The following is a 20,201-nucleotide window of genomic DNA, read 5'->3' on the forward strand; positions in this document are numbered from 1 at the left end:
CAACGAGCATCTCGTTCTATGACCGCACGACGTCGTGTTCGGGACACGACACACCTATTTGGGCCCCCATTCCACCCGTCCTGTCCTTTCATTGCCCGACAGCGCCGAGGCCGATCGGACGGCATGAAAGCGGCCGCGCCTCCTTGGCCCCGACCTTTTCGAGGCCGCCTCCCCTCACGCGGCTCCGCATGGGTCCCCGCCGGGTCGGACTCCGCGGCTCACGGCCTCTCCTGTGCGCACGCCGGAGACCTTTCCAGAAGGTGTGGCGGCAGGTGGTGGACGGAGATGCCAAAAGAGGCGACCCCGAGATCTCGGGGTCGCCTCTTTTATGTGAAAGCGGTTGGACTCAGAAGTCCATGTCGCCGCCGCCGGGCATGGCGGGGGCGGCCGCGGCCTTCTCGGGCTTCTCGGCGATGACGGCCTCGGTGGTGAGGAACAGCGCCGCGATGGACGCCGCGTTCTGCAGCGCGGAACGCGTCACCTTGGCCGGGTCGATGATGCCCGTCTCGAACAGGTTGACGTACTCGCCGGTGGCGGCGTTGAGGCCCTCACCCGCGGGAAGGTTGCGCACCTTCTCCACGACGACGCCGCCCTCAAGACCGGCGTTCACCGCGATCTGCTTCAGCGGCTCCTCCAGAGCCTTCTTCACGATCGCGGCACCGGTGGCCTCGTCGCCGGAGAGCTCCAGCTTGTCGAACGCCTTCGCGCCGGCCTGCAGCAGCGCCACGCCACCGCCGGGGACGATGCCCTCCTCGACGGCCGCCTTCGCGTTGCGAACGGCGTCCTCGATGCGGTGCTTGCGCTCCTTGAGCTCGACCTCGGTCGCGGCACCGGCCTTGATGACGGCCACGCCGCCGGCCAGCTTGGCCAGACGCTCCTGGAGCTTCTCGCGGTCGTAGTCGGAGTCGGTGTTGTCGATCTCGGCGCGGATCTGGTTGACCCGGCCGGCGATCTGCTCGGCGTCACCGGCACCGTCGACGATGGTGGTCTCGTCCTTGGTGACGATGACCTGGCGGGCGCGGCCGAGCTGGTCCAGGGTGGTGGACTCCAGCTTGAGGCCGAGGTCCTCGCTGATGACCTGGGCACCGGTCAGGATGCCGATGTCGCCCAGCATCGCCTTGCGACGGTCACCGAAGCCGGGCGCCTTGACGGCGACCGAGCGGAACAGACCACGGATCTTGTTCACGACCAGGGTGGCCAGGGCCTCGCCCTCGACGTCCTCGGCGATGATCAGCAGCGGCTTGCCGGCCTGCACGACCTTGTCGAGAACCGGGAGCAGGTCCTTGTTGGCGGACACCTTGGAGTTGACGACGAGGATGTACGGGTCGTCGAGGACGGCCTCCATACGCTCCGGGTCGGTGACGAAGTACATCGAGGTGAGGCCCTTGTCGAAGCGCATGCCCTCGGTGAGCTCAAGCTCGAGACCGAAGGTGTTGCTCTCCTCGACGGTGATGACGCCTTCCTTGCCGACCTTGTCCATCGCCTCGGCGATCATCTCGCCGATCTGCGGGTCGCCCGCGGAGATGGACGCCGTGGAGGCGATCTGCGCCTTCGTCTCCACGTCCTTGGCGAGCTTGGACAGCTCCTCCGACACGCGCTCGACGGCGGCCTCGATGCCCTTCTTCAGGGACATCGGGTTCGCGCCGGCGGCGACGTTGCGAAGACCCTCGCGTACGAGAGCCTGGGCGAGCACGGTGGCGGTGGTGGTGCCGTCACCCGCGACGTCGTCGGTCTTCTTCGCGACCTCCTTGACGAGCTCGGCCCCGATCTTCTCCCACGGGTCTTCGAGCTCGATCTCCTTGGCGATGGAGACACCATCGTTGGTGATGGTGGGGGCGCCCCACTTCTTCTCCAGCACGACGTTACGGCCCTTGGGGCCGAGGGTCACCTTGACGGCGTCCGCGAGCTGGTTCATGCCGCGCTCGAGACCGCGCCGGGCGTCCTCGTTAAACGCGATCATCTTGGCTGCCATACGGCTAACCTCCCAGAGAAAGGGTGGCTTACACCGGACCGAGCCGACGCCCGCGACGGCATGTGGGCCCACGACTCCGTTCGGCGGGCCCCATCGCCTCGATCCAGGATTGGCACTCTCTATGCGTGAGTGCCAAGAATCTGTTTAGCACTCTACCCCGACGAGTGCAAGCCGCGCCCCGTTGACCTGGGCCGCGCGTGGGACGATCTTCAGCTTCTCGTCACGTCCGCGAAGATCCCGCGTCACGTCGGCGTACGCGATGGGTCATCATCGGGGCCTTTGGGAGGCATTGGCACCTTTGGGGTCACTGCCGTCATTGCCGTCGTTGGCGCATGCCCGAACGACACGAACGCCCGGCTCGCCGGATGAGGGCGAGCCGGGCCTGGGCGGTGAGGGTTCAGCGGACCGCGACACCTCGGGACCCGCCGATTCCTCCCTGCGAATTCATGAAACGGCTGCGTCAGACCGCCCGGACGGATTCCGCCTGGGGACCCTTCTGTCCCTGGGTGATCTCGAACTCGACCCGCTGCCCCTGCTCCAGGGCGCGGTAGCCATCCATCATGATCGCGGAGTAATGGACGAACACATCCTTACCACCGTCTACCGCGATGAAGCCGTAGCCCTTGTCCGCGTTGAACCATTTGACGGTGCCCTGCGCCACTTGCGACTCCTCTTACTGGTCTTAAAGGACGACGCCCATTCCTCTCGCGAAGTCCCCAATCTCCGGGGCGGACTTCGCCACGTCGATCGTTCCGACCATACCTGTGGGAAGCGGTCGGGCAACAGAGTCAAGCACCAAACTACCTCTTTACGAGAGCTTTTATCACGAGGAGAAAGTTTCATCATCACTGCTGGTTAGTCAGGGGTTACATTATTCGTGTACGCGGCAAATATGAGCTTCTGTCATAAAACACGGCACCCGCCCGGCCGGAGCCGGGCGGGTGCCGTGGATTCGCGGGTGCCCCTGGGGATGACGCGGTGCGACGCGAGGCGGTCAGGGCCGCGTCAGGGCGGAGGAGTCAGCCTCCGGCCACCGCCGGGATGATGGAGATCTGAACACCGGAGGGCGTCGCCGTGTCGAGGTTGTCGGCGAAACGGACGTCCTCATCCCCCACGTAGACATTGACAAAACGTCGGATCTTTCCCGATTCATCGAGAATCCGGGCACCGATCCCCGGGAAGTCCGCGTCGAGCTTCTGAAGAACATCGCGCAGGGTCTCGCCTTCTCCGTTCACCTCGGCGGCACCATCGGTGTAAGTCCGGAGAATCGTCGGAATCCGCACAGAAACGCTCATAATTCAGTACCTTTCACGATTTCTAGGCGATAGCCGCACGGAATGCGTCAAGAGAGGGTCGAATCACTGCGGTCGGGCGCGCCTCCGCGGCCACCGCGTCCAGGGTCTTGAGACCGTCGCCGGTGTTGAGGACCACGGTCTCGGCGTCGGGGTCGAGCGTGCCCGAGGCGACCAGCTTGCGCAGCACCCCGACGACGACGCCTCCCGCCGTCTCGGCGAAGATGCCCTCGGCCCTCGCCAGCAGCCGGATCGAGTCGACGATCTCGGCGTCGGTGACGTCCTCGACCGCGCCGCCGGTGCGGCGGGCGATGTCCAGGACGTACGGTCCGTCGGCCGGGTTACCGATCGCGAGCGACTTGGCGATCGTGTCCGGCTTGACCGGCCGGATCACGTCGTGGCCCGCCTTGTAGGCGGAGGAGACCGGGGAGCACCCCTCGGCCTGGGCGGCGAAGATCTTGTACGGCCTGTCCTCGACCAGGCCGAGCGCGATCAGCTCCTTGAAGCCCTTGTCGATCTTCGTGAGCTGCGAGCCGGAGGCGACCGGAATGACGATCTGGTCGGGAAGGCGCCAGCCGAGCTGCTCGGCGATCTCGTAGGCGAGCGTCTTGGAACCCTCCGCGTAGTACGGGCGGAGGTTGACGTTGACGAAGCCCCACTGGTCGCCCAGCTCGTCGCCGATGAGCTCGGAGCAGAAGCGGTTCACGTCGTCGTAGGTGCCCTCGATGCCGATGAGCCTGCCGCCGTACACGGAGGCCATCACGATCTTGGCCTGCTCCAGGTCGGAGGGGATGAACACGCAGGCGTCCAGCCCGGCCCGCGCGGCGGCGGCGGTCACGGCGCCGGCCAGGTTGCCGGTGGAGGAGCAGGAGAGGGTGTGGAAGCCGAAGTTGCGTGCCGCCTCGACGGCGATGGCCACCACGCGGTCCTTGAAGGAGTGGGTGGGGTTGCCGGAGTCGTCCTTCACGTGCAGCGAGCGGATGCCCAGCTCGCGGGCGAGGTTGCCGGCGTTGACGAGCTTGGTCCAGCCGGGTGCCATGTTGGGCTTGGCGGCCACGTCCTCGGGGACGGGCAGCAGCGAGCGGTAGCGCCAGATGTTGGTCGGCCCCTCGGCGATCCGCTCCCGGGTCACCCGCCCGAAGTCGTACGCGATCTCAAGGGGCCCGAAACACTCGGTACACGCGAAGCTGGGGCCGAGGTCGTAGCGGGCACCGCACTCCCGGCAGGACAGCGCCACGGCGGGGCCGAAGCGCCGGTCGCGCGCGCCGTCGGCACGAGCGGAGGAGGTGGTGTTCTCAGTGGTTGCGAGCGCCATGAAGCGAGGCCTTTCCCTCATCTTCGTCTGGACCACCCTGGTCACAGACCGGAATTGGCACCTGTCCCGGTCGACCTCGTTCAGATCACGGGTCGTGAACCGGGATGGTTGCCGGGGCTTCGCAGGGCCGGTCCCTCCACCCCTCTGGATGAGCAGATATTCAGTTGGAAACCTGACGCGCAGGTCTTGAGCACTCTACCCCGCCCTGCCGCCCTCCTGACTTCATGTCTCACTGTGCGAGATAAGGCGTGTTATCCAGCGGACAGCCGGATCCGTTCCTCCGCCCCCGAGACAGGCGGCGTGGCTGGAAAAACAGGTGAAAGGACAGGTGAGGCCCCCGCCGGACGGACGATCCTCGGTGATCGTCCGCCCTGCGGGGGCCTCACCCCTTCCGGTCGTCGCCGGACGCGCCCCGCGAGCGGCGTCCGGCGGGCGGTCACGGCACCTTGAACCTCAGGGTGTACGCGCCGGCGCCGGACGAGGAGACCACCCGGTAGCGGTAGTAGCCGGGCGTGCCGGTGTAGGAGATGCTCTCGTCGGGCCCCGGACCGTCCGAGGTGGCGACGACCGCCCAGCTTCTGCCGTTCCACTTCTGCAGATACAGGTCGAAATCGACGCCGTCGGCGCCGGCCAGGCAACCGGCGTGGACGCCCCCCGCGGTCGACCTGTAGTAACGCCCCTTCGGCTGGTAGGCGGACGCGCCGTCGGCGAGGGTACCGGTGTAGATGTTCGGGAAACCGGTGCAGCCTCCCGCGACCGGCGGCGGCGTCGAACCGCCCCCGGTGGTGGTCTTCAGGGTCAGGCCGTAGGTGCTGAGTATCGGGCCGATCGGCTGGAAGTAGGTGGTGCCGCCTTCATCGCAGTTGCCGGAGCCACCGGAGGTGACGCCCTGGGCCTGGTCGACGGAGATGAAGGAGCCGCCGGAGTCTCCGGGTTCGGCGCAGACACTGGTGCGGGTCACTCCCGAGACGGTGCCCTGAGGGTAGGTGACACTGGCGCCGCGCTGCTGGATGAGGCCGCAGTGCCACTCGGTGGTGGAGCCGGACCGGCAGACCGAGGCCCCCTCGATGGCGACCCGGGCGCCGGCTACGGGTACGGTGCCGCCCTCGCCGTTGTCCACCGCCGGGGTGGGCGTCCAGTCGGCGTTGACCGCGACCCAGGAGTAGTCGTTGCCGGGGAAGGTGGATCCCTGGAAGACGCCTTGAGGGGCTCGGTTGAAGCCGGTGGTGGTGTCGCCGGGCTTTCCGCAGTGGCCCGCGCTCACGAAGCCCGGCTGGGTGCCCTTGAACACGGGGAAGCCGATCGAACAGCGCTCCGAGGTGCCGATGTAGTAGGCGTTGCCGCCCACCAGGTCGTACAGGGGCAAGGGGGTCTCGCTGGAGGTCAGCACGATCACCGCGTCCCTGTCCACGTCGGTGCTCTCGACGAAGCTCTCGGCCGCGTCGGGCTTCGGCGAGAGGACGATCACCTTGTTCCTCTTCACGTCGATGAAGCGAGTACTCGACACGAGCGCCGAGGTATTGGCGGCGTCGAGCCTGGTCTGGATCGCGGCGAGCTCCGCCAGCGGCCTGGAGACGACCTCGGCCTCGGAACCCGCCGCGAGGATCGAGGGAATGTCGGTGGCACTGGTGGTGGCCGTCACCAGATTGTTCGCGGTGGCTCCCCGGAGCCAGACGCCGCCGAGACGGGGACCGAGCCTCCTGACCAGCTGCTCCGCGATCGGGGCGAAGCGTGCCTCGTTCGCCAGGCGCTCACTGGCCTCGGCGAGGGTGAGGCGGAGGTCGCGCGCGAGCGCCCTCACCATGCCAGGCGGCGGTTTCAGCGTGGCCGAGGCGACCGGCACGGCCGCGTCGGCGGACGGGACGGCGTGAGCGACCGGGGCGTCCGCCACCCGGCGTTCGGCACCGGCCGGCACGGCGGCCAAGGTGAGCGTGACGGCGGTCAGGGCGCATGATGCGATGAGGGCGTGTCTGCGGGACATGTGGATTCTCCTCGACCTTTGCCTGTGAAGCACGAGGGGAGACCACCACATGTCACCAATTGATCACGTGACGCGGGCAACGCCACTCTAGGTCAGGCAAGGCGACCGGAGCCGCGCGCCACGCGGAAGGTGTTCGCGAACAATTCCCATCGGCCACCCCGCCCCTCCGAACCACCCGCCCTCTCAGAAACCAGGGCACCCTTCCCGAACCGGGCGGCCGGGATCGGGATCAGAAGCCGTAGGCGTCGCCCAGGGCGCCCTGGACGTATTTGCGCGCCTGGTGGATGCGCGACTTCGCGGTGCCCAGCGGAATCCTGAGCTGCTCGGCCACCTCGTTGTAGTCGAGCTGGCAGATGTCACGCAGCACCAGCGCCTGGGCGAGCTCCGGCTTCTCGGCCTCCAGCGCCTCCATCGCGTCGAGCAGGTCCAGCCGGGACCCGGCGATCACGCTCACCCGGGCGACGTCCGGCTTCTGCAGCGGCAGCTCGTCCGAGCTCTGCTCGGCGGCGCGGCGCTTCAGCGAGCGGTAGGTGGTCCTCGCGCAGTTGGCCGTCACGATGTGCAGCCAGGTGCTGAACCGGGCACGTCCCTCGAAACGGCCGATGTTGCGCGCCACCGCGAGCAGGGTGTCCTGGCAGGCCTCCTCGGCGTCCTGCCTGAAGGGAAGGATCCGGCCGCAGTGCCTGAGCACGGCGGGCTCGATCCGCCTCAGCAGCTCACCGAGCGCGCGGTGGTCGCCCTGGGCGGCCGATCGGGCCAGGTCCTCGGTCGTCTCGTCCAGCGCCATCACGGGCCCCCATCAGCGGTCACGGTCGCTGGACATCCTATGGTCCGGCCCTCGGACGGCGCCCCTCCCCTTCTCCCTGCCAAAGCCCTCCCCTTCTTGCCGCCAAAAGGGTGATACGTCGAGCCTCATCACTTCACCTGCCGACAAGAGCTGACACAATTCGTTGAACACCGTTCTTTCGTTGACCCGAAGGGCGAGGACACCCCGCTGCGGTGCCGGTTAACCTTCGAAAACAGGCGTGTCCCCAGCCAGTGAAGAAGGGATCTCATGAGCGCGATCCTGGTGGCCTCCAACCGCGGCCCCGTCTCCTTCACCCTCTCCGAGGACGGCTCACTGTCCATGCGCAGAGGGGGCGGCGGCCTGGTCTCCGGCCTGTCGGAGGTCGCGAGGGACGTCAACGCCCTGTGGGTCTGCGCGGCGCTGTCCGACGGCGACCGAAGCGCCGTGCGGCTCGCGCCCGGCGGCCGGCTCGACCAGGCGGGCTACGACACCGGGACGGTGCGGATGCTCGACATCCCCCCGGCGACCTTCCACCGCGCCTACAACGCGGTCGCCAACTCCACCCTGTGGTTCGTCCACCACCTCCTCTACGACACCCCCAACCGGCCGCACTTCGACGCCAGGTTCCGCAGGGAGTGGGAGTCGTACCAGGCCTACAACGAGGCGTTCGCGATGGCGCTGGCCGAGGAGGCCCCGCACGGGGCGCGGGTGATGGTGCAGGACTACCACCTGAGTCTCGCCCCGGCGATGCTCAGGGGGGAGCGCCCCGACCTGCGGGTGGCGCACTTCTCGCACACGCCGTGGGCCCCGCCGGAATACTTCAGCCTGCTCCCCGACGACGTGGCGACCGAGCTCCTCGAAGGCATCCTCGGCGCCGACCACGCGGGCTTCCTGACCGACCGCTGGGGCGGGGCGTTCATGGACTGCTGCGAGACGGTGCTCGGGGCGCGGGTCGACCGCGGGGAGCGTACGGTCACCCACGCGGGCAGGATCACCAGGATCGGCACGCACAGCCTGGGCGTGGACGGCAAGGCGCTGTGGACCCGGGCCTCCGAGCCCGACGTGGAGTCGCACATGGCCGCGCTCCGCGACCAGGTGGGCGACCGCAGGCTGATCGTGCGGATCGACAGGACGGAGCTGTCGAAGAACATCGTGCGGGGCCTGCTCGCCTACAAGCAGTTCCTCGCCACCTACCCGGAGTGGCACGGCCGGGTCACCCACCTCGCCTTCGCCTACCCCTCCCGGCACGACCTGCCCGAATACCGCGAGTACACCGCGGCGGTGCAGCGCTGCGCCAAGGAGATCGAGGACGAGTACGGCACCGAGGACTGGGATCCGCTCATCCTCAACGTCAACGACGACTACCCGCGCTCGCTCGCCGCCTACCGGCTGGCGGACGTGCTGCTGGTGAACCCGATCCGCGACGGCATGAACCTGGTGGCGAAGGAGGGGCCGGTCCTGTCTCCGCACAGCGCGCTGGTGCTGTCGCGGGAGGCGGGTGCCGCCGCCGAGCTGGGCGAGCACGCGCTCACGGTCAATCCCTACGACGTCTCGGCCACGGCCGCCGCGCTGCACGAGGGCCTGACGATGCCCTCGGCCGAGCGCTCCAGGAGGGGGGTCCTGCTCGCCGCCGCGGCGACCGCGCTCCCCCCGCACCGGTGGTTCGCCGAGCAGCTCGACGCTCTCGGATGACGATCAAAATTGTTGGGCGGTTTTAGTCCCACATGAGATAATTTTGGCGGCTATTTCACTTCTTCGGCGTACGGGGGCCGAGTTGACCGCGACCGCGCACGTCCGGCTGATCCGCGACCGCGCGACCTGGCTGATCTACCTCCAGTTCGGCGTCTTCGCCACCTACCTGTACGGCCTCAGCTCCGCGCTCCCGCTGCTCCGCCTCGACCAGGGCGTCTCCCAGGCGGTCGCCGGGCTGCACGGGACCGCGATGGCCGCCGGCGGCATCGTCACCGGTCTCGTCCTGCCCTGGGTGGTGGGAAGGATCGGGCGGCAGGCCGCCATCTGGACCGGGATGGCCGGGATAAGCGTCGGCACGCTCATGGTCGCGGCAGCCCCCACCCTGCTGCCGGTCACCCTCCTCGGGTACGGCGTCGCCGGCGCGCTGTCCGCGCTCGTCCTGTTCCCGGGCATGGCCGCGCTCGACGATCGGCACGGTCCCGCGGGCCCGGCGGCGATCAGCGAGGCCAACGCCGTCTGCGTGATCGTCGGCATCGGGGTCCCGTTCGTGGTCAGCGCCGCCGCGCAGAGCGCCCTCGGCTGGCGGGCCGCGCTGCTGGTGACCTCCGTGCTGGCCGCGCTGCTCGCGCTGGCCATGGGTCGCGTACGGATCCCCGAGCCGGAGAAGACCGTCGGCGGTGCCGCCACGGACGGCGAGGTCCGCTTCGGCTGGCGGTTCTACCTCGCCGCCGCCGTGCTGTTCTGCTGCGTCGCGATGGAGTTCTGCTTCAACCTGTGGGCGGCCAAGCTGTTCTCCGACCAGACGGGACTGCCTGCGGCGGTGGCCGCGACCGCGGTCGCGGCGTTCACCGCCGGGATGGCGGCCGGGCGGATCGCCGGGGCGTGGCTCGCCCTGCGCATCCCGCCGACCGCGCTGTTCCTCGGCGCCCTCCTGGTCGCGGCCGTCGGGTGGGCGATCTTCTGGTTGAGCACGGACCCGATCTTCTCCTACGCGGGTCTCGCCGTCTCCGGGCTGGGGGTGGCGCTGCACTTCCCGATGGCACTGTCGCGGCTGCTCGCCACCTCCGGCGGGCGGCGGGACCGCGCGTCGGCGATGGCCGCGATCTTCTCCGGGCTCGCGGTGGGAACCGGGCCGTTCCTGCTGGGCGCGCTGGCCGACGGGTTCGGCACCCAGCGGGCGTTCCTCATGGTCCCCGCCCTGATCGGGCTCGCCGTCGCGGGACTGCTCGTCACCGCGGGCGAACGTTCCCTGAGGAGCGTGGGCGAACCGGCCTGAACGGGCGTTCCTCCTACGCCTCGCGCTCGACGGCGTCGGCGATCGAGGTGAGAAGCTCCAGGACCCCCGGGGGTCCCTCCACCACGATGTCGGCCTCGACCTCGATCTCCGGCGATCCGCTGAACACCGTCACGCCCGGCAGACCCGAGGCCCGCACGGCCGCGAACGCCGCGAGATCTCCCAGGTCGTCCCCCGCGAACAGCACCGACCGAGCGGCCCGCTCGCCCAGGAAGGCGCTCAGCGCCACCCCCTTGTCCGTCCCCGGCGGGCGCAGCTCCAACACGAACTTGCCCGGCTCCACCGTGAGCCCCGCCCCCGCCGCCAGCGCGGCGACCGGCTCGCGCAGCGCGTCGAGCGTCGCCCACGGATCGGCCGCCTGCCGGGTGTGCACGGCCACCGACCGCTCCTTGTCCTCGATCCGCACCCCCTCGATCCCCGCGACGAGCGAGACGAGCCCGCCTTTGGCCAGGTCGAGACCCGGGTGCACGGGCGGGGCGGCGAGCGCGCCCGCCTCCCAGCGTTCGAGACCGTAGTGCCCGAGCACGACCAGCCCGGGGACCTCGGTCAGGGAGCCGTACTCGACGGCCGTGGCGGCGGGGCGGCCGGTCACGATCACCACGGCGCCGACCAGGCGGCCGAGCCTGCCCAGCACCTCGGCCCCGCCGGGGTGGATCCTCGCCGCCGCGGGATCGGGGACGATCGGGGACAGCGTGCCGTCGAAGTCGAGCCCGATCACCGCCCCCGCCGGGTCGGCGACGATCGCCTTCAGCCCTTCGGACGTGTTCGTCGTCATATCCGCCTCGCCCTGTCGAGTGTGGTCACCGTCATCCTCGTCCCAGCCCGACGAGTCCCATCAAGCCCCCGTCGAACTCTCGCCGAACTCTCGCCGAACCCCCGTCCGACCCTCGTCCGACATGGCCCGGCCGAACCTCGCCCGGTCCTCTTCGAATCCCCTCAAGCGTGTTCGGGCGTCATGCTCGCCCGGCCCTCACCGCCTTCGAGGTCTCGCCCGTCCTGTCGGCCCGGCTCTCGCGATCGCCCGCCGCGACCGGTCGTACCCGGAGATCAGGGTCGCAAGCCCATTTTTCGGGCGGAACGGTCGCGACGGCGGGTCTCGCGGAGCCGACGCAGGCGCTTGACCAGCATCGGATCGTGGGCGAGCGCCGCCGGGAGGTCGATGAGCTCGCTGAGCAACTGGTAGTAGCGCGTCACGGAGATGTCGAAGACCTCGCGGACCGCCTGCTCCTTGGCGCCCGCGTAACGCCACCACTGGCGCTCGAAGGCGAGCAACTCGCGCTCCCTGTCGGTGAGAGCCCTCTGCGCGGGCTCCGGAGCGGCGCCGTCACCGGAACTCGGCGCGGTGTCCATTGCTTCCTCCTCCGTCGGGGGGCACGCGGCGGTCACACCGCGCACGCGCGGCCCGAAGTCAGGATAGTCCGGAATTTCGCGCTGTTCATGACGGATGTGGCGACGTACAGTCACCTGATGTGACCTCTGTCATCAGCCTTCTCAGCGACTACGGACTGGAAGACGGCTACATCGCCGCATGTCACGGCGTGATCGCCGGAATCTCTCCCGATTCGCGGATCATCGACGTGTGCCATCTGGTCCCCTCGGGGGACGTACGCCGCGGTGCGGCGATCCTGGCCCAGACGATCGCCTATCTTCCCTCCGGCGTGCACGTCGCCGTGGTGGATCCCGGCGGCGGCGGCTCGCGCAGGGCCGTGGCGGTCGAGGCCGGCAAGCATGTGTTCCTGGGCCCGGACAACGGGCTCCTGTCGTGGGCGATCCACGCCAGCGGGGGCGCGCGTGCCGCCTACGAGCTGTCCAACACGGACCTCTTCCTGAAACCGGTCTCGCCGACCTTCCATGGGCGCGACCTCTTCGCCCCCGTCGCGGCGCACCTGGCCATCGGGCGCCACCCGTCCGAGCTGGGGCAGGAGATCCCGCTGGAGCGGCTGGTCTCGCTGCCCGCGCCCACCTCCGTGCTGCAGGAGGGCTGTGTCGAGGGCGAGGTGCTCTCGATCGACCGGCACGGCAACGCCCAGCTCTCGATCGGCTCCGGCGACCTGGCGACGCTGGGCGTCGCGCTGGGAGAGACGCTGGTGGTCTGGCTGGGCAGGCGGCGGCTCTCGGTGCCGTTCAAGGAGAGCTTCGCCTCCGTGCCGCCCGGGGAGATCGTGGCCTTCATCGACTCGGCCGGGCTGGTCGCGCTCGCGGTCAACTCGGGCGATGCCTCCCAGCGGCTCGGCCTGCCGCCCGGAGCCCACGTACGCCTCTCTCCCTGCCCATGAAAGGCACAGAAAAAGCGACTTAGGGAGAAGTCTCCCAACACGTTATGCCGTTTACCGAATTATCGTTTTAGCCGAAGGATCGTTTCACCTGTAAATACGCATGCCGGAATTCCGATGACGTGTCCACATTCCCCCGGACAATGACCCCTTTTCGTTCTCTCGCTCCCCCCGGCCCGGCCTCCGACCTCGGCGTCGTCGAGGCTCACCGTCCTCGCCGCCCGCGAGCGGCCTGCCCTCCACCGGATATACGAGCTGACCTGGCAGTTAAGGAATCCGCAGGTGTGTGGCAGGTCGGACGCGCCCGGATCGAAACAGTGATCGGCCATTATTCGTTCAATCACGGATCCGCGATCATTACCACAAGCTGACCATTCTTGACCCTCCAGAAAGCATGTCGCTGGATAGTCTCACTCCCGTTACTTTGAGTAGCCGCGCGCAGACGGTCCTTTCAAAAGGCCTCATACACTGCCGCGACGATTTCCTTCCAGGGGGAACCACAATGATTCGTCGTCTTCTCATCACCTCCGCGTGCGTCGGCGTCGCCGTCCTCGCGCCGGCCGTGGCCGCCTCCGCGTCCACGTCCTCCACCAGCTCCGCGACCAAGGTCACCGCCGCCTCGGTCGTCAAGGCCGCCGCCCAGGCCAAGGCCGCCAAGAAGGCCGCCGACTGCTGCGGCGTCGGCGTCGGCGTCGTCAGCGCGGCTCCCGCCTTCATCCCGACGAGCACCGTCACCTACGGCACCACCGTCATCCCCACGGCCGTGACCACCGGCTGCGGCGGCGGCGTGTACGGGGGCGGCATCTACGGGGGCGGCCTCTACGGCGGCGGCGTGTACGGCGCCGGCTGCTACGGCGGGGGCGTCTACGGCGGCGGCGTGTACGGCGGCGGCTTCTACGGCGGGGGCGTCTACGGGGGCGGCGTGTACGGCGGCGGCTTCGGCGGGGGCGGCATCCTCGGCGGTGGCCTCATCGGCCGTGGCGGCAACACCATCGGCGGCGGCGGCAACATCATCAGCAGCGGCAGCGGTGTCGGCCACGGCGTCGGCATCGGCGGCCTTGTCGGCATCGGCGGCGTCGGCGTCGACATCCTCTAGCAGGACGGACGTCCCTGCAGCGGATGTCCTGCGGTAAAGGCGTCTCGCGGTAAAGACGTTCTACGGTAAAGCGGGCAGGGCGTGGCCTCCACAATTCCATGTGGGGGTCGCGCCCTGTCGTCGTTCCCGGGGTCCGCTCGCGAAATCCCCGCTTCGGCCCCTCGCCGTTCCCGGCCCGCTCGCGAAACCCCGCTCTCGCGACTCCACGCGGAGATCGCACCGTTCCCGGCCCGCTCGCGAAGCCAGGCCCTACGGCCCTACAGCCCTCCGCGACTCCACGCGGGGATCGCACCGTTCCCCACCCCGCCCGCGAGACCGCTCCGCCGGTCCTTCGCCGTCCTCCCGGGGCCTCCGGTCTCCGCGACGCCCTCCTAGGCGTGGATCACGTCGTGGGTCTCGGCGAAGTGGCACGCGCTCGCGTGCGCGGTGCCCGGCCTGACCCGCAGCGGCGGCTCCTCGACGGCACAGATCTCCTGGGCCTTCCAGCAGCGCGTACGGAACCGGCACCCCGACGGCGGACTGGCGGGAGACGGCGGGTCGCCCTGGAGGATGATCCGCTCACGGCGCTCGCGTCCCTCGGGGTCGGGCACGGGAACGGCCGACAGCAGCGCCTGGGTGTAGGGGTGCGCGGGCCGGTCGTAGATCTCGGTGTCCTTCCCGATCTCCACCATCTTGCCCAGGTACATCACCCCCACCCGGTCGGAGATGTGCCGGACCACCGACAGGTCGTGGGCGATGAAGACGTACGCGAGGCCGAACTCGTCCTGCAGCCGCTCCAGCAGGTTCACGACCTGCGCCTGGATCGACACGTCGAGCGCGGAGACCGGCTCGTCGCAGACGATGATCTCCGGCTGGAGCGCGAGCCCGCGGGCGATCCCGATGCGCTGACGCTGACCGCCGGAGAACTGGTGCGGGTAGCGGTTGATGTGGTCGGGGTTGAGGCCGACCACCTCAAGGAGCTCCTGGACCCTGCGGCGCCGGTCGCCCTTGGGTGCGACCTCACCGTGGATCTCGAACGGCTCGCCGATGATGTCGCCCACGGTCATCCGGGGGTTCAGCGAGGTGTACGGGTCCTGCATCACCATCTGGATGTTGCGGCGGGCCCGCTTGAGCTCGCCGCCCCTCGCGTCGGCGATCTCCCGGCCGTTGATCCTCACCGAGCCCGAGGTCGGCCGCTCCAGCGCCATCAGGAGCTTGGCCAGCGTGGACTTGCCGCACCCCGACTCGCCCACGATGCCGAGCGTCTCCCCCCGGTGCAGGTCGAAGGAGACCCCGTCGACGGCCCTGATCGCGCCGACCTGCCTGCGCAGGACGATGCCCTGGGTGAGCGGGAAGTGCTTGACCAGGTCGCGAACCTCAAGGATCGGCTCACCCGTGGCTGCCATCGAGGACCTCCCTCCAGTAGTGACACGCGCTGGCGCGCGTCGGGCCGATCTCGTACAGCGGGGGCGCGTCGACGACGCAGTCGTCCTGACGGTACGGGCACCGGGGGTGGAAGGCGCAGCCCGTGGGCATGTCGAGCAGGTTCGGCGGCATGCCCTTGATGGCGTACAGCTCCTGGCCCTTCTGGTCGACCCGGGGGATCGAGTCGAGCAGGCCCTTGGCGTACGGGTGGGCGGGCCTGCGGTAGATGTCGTGCACGAGGGCGTTCTCCACGATCCGCCCGCCGTACATGACCGCGATCTTGTCGGCGACGTCGGCCACCACGCCGAGGTCGTGGGTGATCAGAATCAGGCCCATGTCGCTCTCGCGCCGCAGCTCGCCGAGGAGTTCCATGATCTGGGCCTGCACCGTCACGTCGAGGGCGGTGGTCGGCTCGTCGGCGATCAGCACCTCGGGGTCGAGCGCGATCGACATCGCGATCATGATGCGCTGGCGCATCCCCCCGGAGAACTGGTGCGGGTAGTCGTGCACCCGCTGCCTGGCGGCGGGGATGCGGACCCGGTCCATCAGCTCGATCGCCTTCTTGGTGGCGTCGCGTCTGGAGGCGCCCCGGTGCACCCGGAACATCTCCCCGATCTGGTCGCCGACGGTGAACACCGGGTTCAGCGCGGAGAGCGCGTCCTGGAAGATCATCGCGATCCGCCGGCCGCGCACCTGGGCACGGGCCTCCTCCGACAGGCCGAGCAGGTTCGTGCCCCGGAAGCGGATCTCACCCCGGGTGACGCGGGCCGGTGGGGAGTCGAGGATGCCCATGATGGCCTGCGCGGTCACCGACTTGCCCGAGCCGGACTCGCCGAGCACGGCGAGCGTCTCCCCGGGGTTCAGCGAGTAGCCGACCCCGTTGACCGCCTTGACCACGCCCTGCCTGGTCGTGAACTCCACGTGCAGGTCGTCGACGACGAGCAGCGGCTCGCCGCCCGGCGTCTCTCTGGAGGGCACCACCTGTGTCGAGGTCTTCTTCACGGCTCCCCCTCACCGCAGCTTCGGGTCGAGGGCGTCGCGGACCGCGTCGCCCAGCATGATGAAGGCGAGCACCGTCAGGCTCAGGAACAGCGCCGGGAAGAGCAGCGCCCACGGAGCCTCCAGGAAGCGCTCCCTCGCGTCGGAGATCATGAGTCCCCACGAGATGTCCGGCGAGCGCAGGCCCACGCCGAGGAAGGACAGACCTGCTTCGGCGGCGATGAAGTAGCCCAGGTTGATCGTGGCGACCACGATCACCGAGGCGATCGCGTTCGGCAGGATGTGCCGGAACATGATCCGCGACGCGGAGGCGCCGAGCGCCCTCGCCGCGAGCACGTAGTCCTGGCTCTTGGCGGTGATCACCGCCGCCCTCATGATCCGGTACGTCATCGGCCAGGTCAGCACGGCGAGCGCGAGCATGACGGTCCACACGTTGCCCGTGCGGAACACCGCCAGGATGAGCAGGGCGCCCAGGATCGACGGGATCGCGAAGAAGATCTCGGTGATCCGCGAGAGCAGGGTGTCCAGCGCGCCGCCGGTGAACCCGGCGAACAGGCCGAGCAGGCCGCCCACCAGCGCGGTGACGATCGTGGTGGCCAGGCCGACCACGATCGAGTTGCGGGCGCCGTAGACGGTGCGGGCGTAGATGTCGCAGCCCAGGTTGTCCGTGCCGAACCAGTGGGCCTCGCTCATGCCCAGCCGGGCGTCGCCGAGCTGGCAGCTCCTGGCGTCGAACGGGTTCACCGAGGTGAACAGCGAGGGGAACGCCGCCATCACGACCAGGACGGCGATGAGGATGGACGCTCCGATGAAGAGCGGGCGGCGGCGCAGGTCGTACCAGGCGTCGCCCCACAAGCTCGCGGCCTTGGGCGCCTTCGCGCCTCTGGCGCCCCTGCGCGGTTTGCCGTGCTTGGGGCCCCCGGTCTTCCCTCCGGCCGGGACAAGGGTGTCACTCATAGCGGATCCTCGGGTCGAGCACGGCGTAGAGCAGGTCGACGACCAGGTTGGCCAGGATGTAGATCAGCACCAGGACGGTCACGATGCCGACGACCACGGGCTGCTCGCGCAGATATACGGAGCTGAACAGCTGCTGGCCGATCCCCGGCAGGTTGAAGATCGTCTCGGTGATCACCGCGCCGCCCATCAGCACGCCGAGATCGGCGCCCAGGTAGGTGACGAGCGGGATCAGCGCGTTGCGCAGCGCGTGCCGCCCGACGATCCGCTTCCGGGGCAGGCCCTTCGCGACCGCGGTGCGGATGTAGTCGGCGCGCAGGATCTCCACCAGGCTGTTCCTCGCGAGCCGGGTGAGGTAGGCGATCGACGTCCCCGCGAGCACGAAGCCGGGCAGCAGGTAGCTGCGCCAGCCCTCCGTCACGCCCGCGACGGGGAAGAGGTCGATCCCCGCCTGCTTGAGCTTCACCCCCAGCAGCAGCTGGAGCACGAAGCCGGTGACGAGGGTGGGGATGGAGATCAGCACCAGGGTGGAGGCGAGGATCATCGAGTCGCCGGCCCTGCCCTGGCGCAGCGCCGCGTACAGGCCGAGCCCCACGCCGATGACGGCCTCCATCACCAGGGCGGTCGCCGCCAGGTTGATGGTCACCTGGAACTTGCCGGCCATGATCTCGCCGACTCCGACACCGGCGAAGGTGGTGCCGAAGTCACCGCCGAACAGGCCGGTGATGTAGTACCAGTACTGCACCAGGAACGGATCGTTCAGGTGATACTGCTCGCGCAGGATGGCGACGATGTTGGGGTCTATGCGCTTCTCGCCGGCCAGCGCCGCGATGGGGTCGCCGGGCAGCGCGAAGACGATGGCGTAGATGAGCAGGGTGGCGCCCAGCAGCACCGGTATCGACTGGATCAGGCGCCTGAGGATGTAACGGCCCATTCGTGTCTCCCGTAGGTGCCCGGGACGATCTCGCTGACCGGCGGGTCGCGCGGTGCCGCGAGATCGTCCCGGGCGGCCGGTGGGGCCGGGCTCCCGCCCGGCCCCTCAGCCGTTCGTCAGCCGGTCTTCTCGACCTCGGCCCACTCGATCTGGTTGAGAAGGTTGATCTTGACGCCCTTGACATGCTGGGAGAACGCGGCGTTGGTCCGGTAGAAGTACACCGGAATGTAGGGAAGTTCCTTGATCAGGATGTCGTCGGCCTGCTGGTAGAACTTCAGGCCCTCCTCCTGCGTCGGGGCGGTGTCACCCTTGGACAGGAGCTCGTCGAACTCCTTGTTCGACCAGCCGGCGTAGTTGGAGCCGGTCTTGATCGCGACGGTGGAGAAGATCGGGGTCAGGTAGTTCTCCGCCGACGGGTAGTCGATCGCCCAGCCCATCCGGAACATGCCGCCGTAGGTCTTCTTGTCGAGCTCGTCGAGGATCGAGGCGAACTTCTCGAAGGGCTTCACCGTCACCTCGATGCCCAGGTTGGCGCGGAGGCTGTTCGCGACGGCCTCGATCCACTCCTTGTGCGGGCCGTCGGTGTTGTAGCCCAGCTCCAGCGTCTTGGGACCGTTGTTCTCCGCGTACTGCGCCTTGGCCTTGTCGGGGTCGTAGCCGCAGGCCGCGCAGGCGCCGGCGCGGTAGCCGTCGAGGAGGGGGTTGATGAAGTCGTCGGCCGGGGCGCGCGTGCCGGAGAAGACCTTCTCCGCGATGGTCTTGCGGTCGATGGCCATGGAGATGGCCTCGCGGACCTTCACGTTCGCGTACGTCTTGTTGTACTGCATCGGGAAGCCGATGTAGCCGACGCCGGCGTCCGCCTCGTCCATGTAGCGCTCGCCGAGCTCGGACTTCGCCCTCGCGATCGCCGACGGGGGCAGCGAGTCGTGGATGTCGAGGTTGCCCGCGGCCAGGTCGTTGAACGCGGTCTCCGGGCTCGTGTAGAGCTTGAACTGGAGCTTGGCGAACTTCGGCTTCGTCCCGGCGAAGGCGTCGTACCGGGTGAGGTCGATCGTCTGGTCGGTGCCCTTGTTGTAGGGCTTGTCGATCTGGAAGTAGCCCTGGCCGATCGGCTTCCTGGCGTACTCCTCGGTGATCTTACCGTCGGGGCCGAAGGCCGCCTTGGGCAGCGGGTAGAACGCCGTGTAGCCCAGCATCGTCTTGAACTGCGAGAACGGCTTGCTGAGAGTGACGGTGAAGGTGCTCTCGTCGACGACCTTGAGGCCCTTCATCTCCTTGGTGGAGACGGTCTGGCCCTCACCGGGGTTCAGGTCGGCCCAGCCGTCGAGCCGGCTGAAGAAGCCGTTGGCGCCCTGGACGTTGTCCTGGTTGGCGGCGTAGTTCCACGCGTCGACGTAGTTCTGCGCGATCAGCTTCTCGCCGTTGTGCCAGGTGTAGCCCGGCTTGAGCTTGATCGTCCACACCGTGTTGTCCGGCGACTCGATCGACTCGGCGACCTCGTCCACGACCTGCTTGTTCTCGTCGTAGCCGACCAGCGGGGCGAAGATGGCGGCGAGGACCTCGGAGCCTTCGGACTCGGTGGTGTCACCGGGATAGAAGAGCTTCTGCGGCTCACCGAGCTCCATCCGCACGGGCTGGTCGGCCCCTGCCGCCCCACCGTCCGGGGACGTCGAACCACCACACGCGGTCAGCGCGAGGGCGAGCAACGCGGCGCCGGCGGTGACCCGGGCACTCTTGGTAACACGCATTGCGGTAAATCCTCCCTTTGCAGGCTTGCGTCGACACTGAACTCCGTGACCCCGAGCACCGCGAAGGAGGATCTTGTGGTCCCTGCTTCCCGCTGCCGCTGTCCGGGTGCTGACGCCACACCGATCGCTCGCGACTATCCTCTACCGCTCCACACCGACTTATATCTGTGATGTTGCAGTTCGGTTACGCATTGACTGACTCACTGTCATATGTCTGTCAACTCAACGAGACCGAGACCTCGGATGTCCATGAAAACGACATCCAGGCACACGTAGGACGTGAACGGTCACGCCAAAATACCCCCGCGCCGACACTGATCGCATCCGTTGCCCTCCCATGACCCTGACCTGGGCCTGCGCTGACCCGACCGCGAAGGGCCTGGTGTCCCGCGGAAGAACCGCACAATTGCCCTGGAACCTGTTGCCCGGAGATCCCGTCCAATGTGTGCGGCGAACCCCC

At 68.6% G+C, this 20,201-nt stretch carries 17 protein-coding genes and 1 riboswitch; of the genes, 4 read left to right on the forward strand and 13 right to left on the reverse strand.

From position 1 onward, the window contains the following. Positions 1–346 precede the first annotated feature (346 nt). The 6 genes from groL to AB0B96_RS34100 all read right to left on the reverse strand — a co-directional run bounded on the left by groL (position 347) and on the right by AB0B96_RS34100 (position 7,347). A complete protein-coding gene (gene groL, locus AB0B96_RS34075; protein WP_350945793.1) occupies positions 347–1,972 on the reverse strand; it encodes a chaperonin GroEL in 1,626 nt (541 codons plus the stop codon). A 460-nt stretch (positions 1,973–2,432) separates the two neighbouring features. Next, positions 2,433–2,633: a cold-shock protein gene (locus AB0B96_RS34080; RefSeq protein ID WP_012895270.1), complete on the reverse strand. Its 201-nt coding sequence runs from the start codon at positions 2,631–2,633 to the stop codon at positions 2,433–2,435. 358 nt (positions 2,634–2,991) lie between these two features. Then, on the reverse strand, positions 2,992–3,267 hold the full coding sequence (locus AB0B96_RS34085) for a MoaD/ThiS family protein (RefSeq protein ID WP_350945794.1): 276 nt from the start codon (positions 3,265–3,267) through the stop codon (positions 2,992–2,994). A 22-nt stretch (positions 3,268–3,289) separates the two neighbouring features. Next, positions 3,290–4,579, reverse strand: a complete 1,290-nt coding sequence (thrC, locus tag AB0B96_RS34090) for a threonine synthase (protein ID WP_362905443.1) — start codon at positions 4,577–4,579, stop codon at positions 3,290–3,292. A 14-nt stretch (positions 4,580–4,593) separates the two neighbouring features. After that, positions 4,594–4,734: riboswitch (SAM riboswitch) on the reverse strand. A 281-nt stretch (positions 4,735–5,015) separates the two neighbouring features. After that, a complete protein-coding gene (locus AB0B96_RS34095; protein ID WP_362905445.1) occupies positions 5,016–6,560 on the reverse strand; it encodes a S1 family peptidase in 1,545 nt (514 codons plus the stop codon). 229 nt (positions 6,561–6,789) lie between these two features. Further along, positions 6,790–7,347: an RNA polymerase sigma factor gene (locus AB0B96_RS34100; RefSeq protein ID WP_350950281.1), complete on the reverse strand. Its 558-nt coding sequence runs from the start codon at positions 7,345–7,347 to the stop codon at positions 6,790–6,792. Positions 7,348–7,614: 267 nt separating this feature from the next. Between AB0B96_RS34100 and AB0B96_RS34105 the strand changes: the two genes are divergently transcribed. Then, complete coding sequence (locus tag AB0B96_RS34105; RefSeq protein WP_362905447.1) at positions 7,615–9,039, forward strand: trehalose-6-phosphate synthase; 1,425 nt, start codon at positions 7,615–7,617, stop codon at positions 9,037–9,039. 82 nt (positions 9,040–9,121) lie between these two features. After that, positions 9,122–10,315, forward strand: a complete 1,194-nt coding sequence (locus tag AB0B96_RS34110; RefSeq protein ID WP_362905449.1) for an MFS transporter — start codon at positions 9,122–9,124, stop codon at positions 10,313–10,315. A 13-nt stretch (positions 10,316–10,328) separates the two neighbouring features. Here the strand turns inward: AB0B96_RS34110 and otsB are convergent, their stop codons facing one another. Both otsB and AB0B96_RS34120 read right to left on the reverse strand, forming a co-directional pair. After that, on the reverse strand, positions 10,329–11,108 hold the full coding sequence (gene otsB / locus AB0B96_RS34115) for a trehalose-phosphatase (protein WP_350950278.1): 780 nt from the start codon (positions 11,106–11,108) through the stop codon (positions 10,329–10,331). A 272-nt stretch (positions 11,109–11,380) separates the two neighbouring features. Further along, positions 11,381–11,683, reverse strand: a complete 303-nt coding sequence (locus AB0B96_RS34120) for a DUF3263 domain-containing protein (RefSeq protein WP_350950277.1) — start codon at positions 11,681–11,683, stop codon at positions 11,381–11,383. Between the two features lie 119 nt (positions 11,684–11,802). Between AB0B96_RS34120 and AB0B96_RS34125 the strand changes: the two genes are divergently transcribed. Together AB0B96_RS34125 and AB0B96_RS34130 are read left to right on the forward strand one after the other, a co-directional pair. Further along, the gene (locus tag AB0B96_RS34125) at positions 11,803–12,609 is read left to right on the forward strand and encodes an SAM-dependent chlorinase/fluorinase (protein WP_362905452.1); all 807 of its coding nucleotides are present in this window, start codon (positions 11,803–11,805) and stop codon (positions 12,607–12,609) included. 499 nt (positions 12,610–13,108) lie between these two features. Further along, a complete protein-coding gene (locus AB0B96_RS34130; RefSeq protein WP_350950275.1) occupies positions 13,109–13,702 on the forward strand; it encodes a hypothetical protein in 594 nt (197 codons plus the stop codon). A gap of 371 nt (positions 13,703–14,073) precedes the next feature. Here AB0B96_RS34130 and AB0B96_RS34135 read toward each other — a convergent pair whose 3' ends face one another. From AB0B96_RS34135 to AB0B96_RS34155, 5 genes are all read right to left on the reverse strand, one after another. After that, positions 14,074–15,087 carry a dipeptide ABC transporter ATP-binding protein gene (locus tag AB0B96_RS34135; protein WP_362905454.1) on the reverse strand — a complete coding sequence of 338 codons (1,014 nt, stop codon included), beginning with the start codon at positions 15,085–15,087 and terminating at the stop codon, positions 14,074–14,076. Next, positions 15,071–16,108 (reverse strand): ABC transporter ATP-binding protein, encoded by a 1,038-nt coding sequence (locus AB0B96_RS34140; RefSeq protein WP_350950273.1) that lies wholly within the window; start codon positions 16,106–16,108, stop codon positions 15,071–15,073. The genes AB0B96_RS34135 and AB0B96_RS34140 overlap by 17 nt, the downstream gene beginning before the upstream one ends. A 9-nt stretch (positions 16,109–16,117) precedes the next feature. Further along, the gene (locus AB0B96_RS34145; protein WP_350950272.1) at positions 16,118–17,062 is read right to left on the reverse strand and encodes an ABC transporter permease; all 945 of its coding nucleotides are present in this window, start codon (positions 17,060–17,062) and stop codon (positions 16,118–16,120) included. Continuing rightward, entirely contained in the window at positions 17,055–17,993 is a 939-nt protein-coding gene (locus tag AB0B96_RS34150; protein ID WP_350950271.1) for an ABC transporter permease, read from the reverse strand. The genes AB0B96_RS34145 and AB0B96_RS34150 overlap by 8 nt, the downstream gene beginning before the upstream one ends. 116 nt (positions 17,994–18,109) lie before the next feature. Further along, a complete protein-coding gene (locus tag AB0B96_RS34155) occupies positions 18,110–19,741 on the reverse strand; it encodes an ABC transporter substrate-binding protein (protein ID WP_362905457.1) in 1,632 nt (543 codons plus the stop codon). Between the last annotated feature and the right edge of the window lie 460 nt (positions 19,742–20,201).

The sequence above is a fragment of the Streptosporangium sp. NPDC049046 genome, assembly GCF_040649155.1.
In the GTDB taxonomy this organism is placed as follows: domain Bacteria; phylum Actinomycetota; class Actinomycetes; order Streptosporangiales; family Streptosporangiaceae; genus Streptosporangium.

What these genes read in the sequence shown, in the direction of transcription:
- thrC (WP_362905443.1), bottom strand. Translation starts at nt 4,579, where the DNA reads ATGGCGCTCGCAACCACTGAGAACACCACCTCCTCCGCTCGTGCCGAC.
- otsB (WP_350950278.1), bottom strand. Translation starts at nt 11,108, where the DNA reads ATGACGACGAACACGTCCGAAGGGCTGAAGGCGATCGTCGCCGACCCG.
- AB0B96_RS34095 (WP_362905445.1), bottom strand. Translation starts at nt 6,560, where the DNA reads ATGTCCCGCAGACACGCCCTCATCGCATCATGCGCCCTGACCGCCGTC.
- AB0B96_RS34130 (WP_350950275.1), top strand. Translation starts at nt 13,109, where the DNA reads ATGATTCGTCGTCTTCTCATCACCTCCGCGTGCGTCGGCGTCGCCGTC.
- AB0B96_RS34120 (WP_350950277.1), bottom strand. Translation starts at nt 11,683, where the DNA reads ATGGACACCGCGCCGAGTTCCGGTGACGGCGCCGCTCCGGAGCCCGCG.
- AB0B96_RS34085 (WP_350945794.1), bottom strand. Translation starts at nt 3,267, where the DNA reads ATGAGCGTTTCTGTGCGGATTCCGACGATTCTCCGGACTTACACCGAT.
- AB0B96_RS34145 (WP_350950272.1), bottom strand. Translation starts at nt 17,062, where the DNA reads ATGAGTGACACCCTTGTCCCGGCCGGAGGGAAGACCGGGGGCCCCAAG.
- AB0B96_RS34105 (WP_362905447.1), top strand. Translation starts at nt 7,615, where the DNA reads ATGAGCGCGATCCTGGTGGCCTCCAACCGCGGCCCCGTCTCCTTCACC.
- AB0B96_RS34100 (WP_350950281.1), bottom strand. Translation starts at nt 7,347, where the DNA reads ATGGCGCTGGACGAGACGACCGAGGACCTGGCCCGATCGGCCGCCCAG.
- AB0B96_RS34135 (WP_362905454.1), bottom strand. Translation starts at nt 15,087, where the DNA reads ATGGCAGCCACGGGTGAGCCGATCCTTGAGGTTCGCGACCTGGTCAAG.
- AB0B96_RS34150 (WP_350950271.1), bottom strand. Translation starts at nt 17,993, where the DNA reads ATGGGCCGTTACATCCTCAGGCGCCTGATCCAGTCGATACCGGTGCTG.
- groL (WP_350945793.1), bottom strand. Translation starts at nt 1,972, where the DNA reads ATGGCAGCCAAGATGATCGCGTTTAACGAGGACGCCCGGCGCGGTCTC.
- AB0B96_RS34155 (WP_362905457.1), bottom strand. Translation starts at nt 19,741, where the DNA reads ATGCGTGTTACCAAGAGTGCCCGGGTCACCGCCGGCGCCGCGTTGCTC.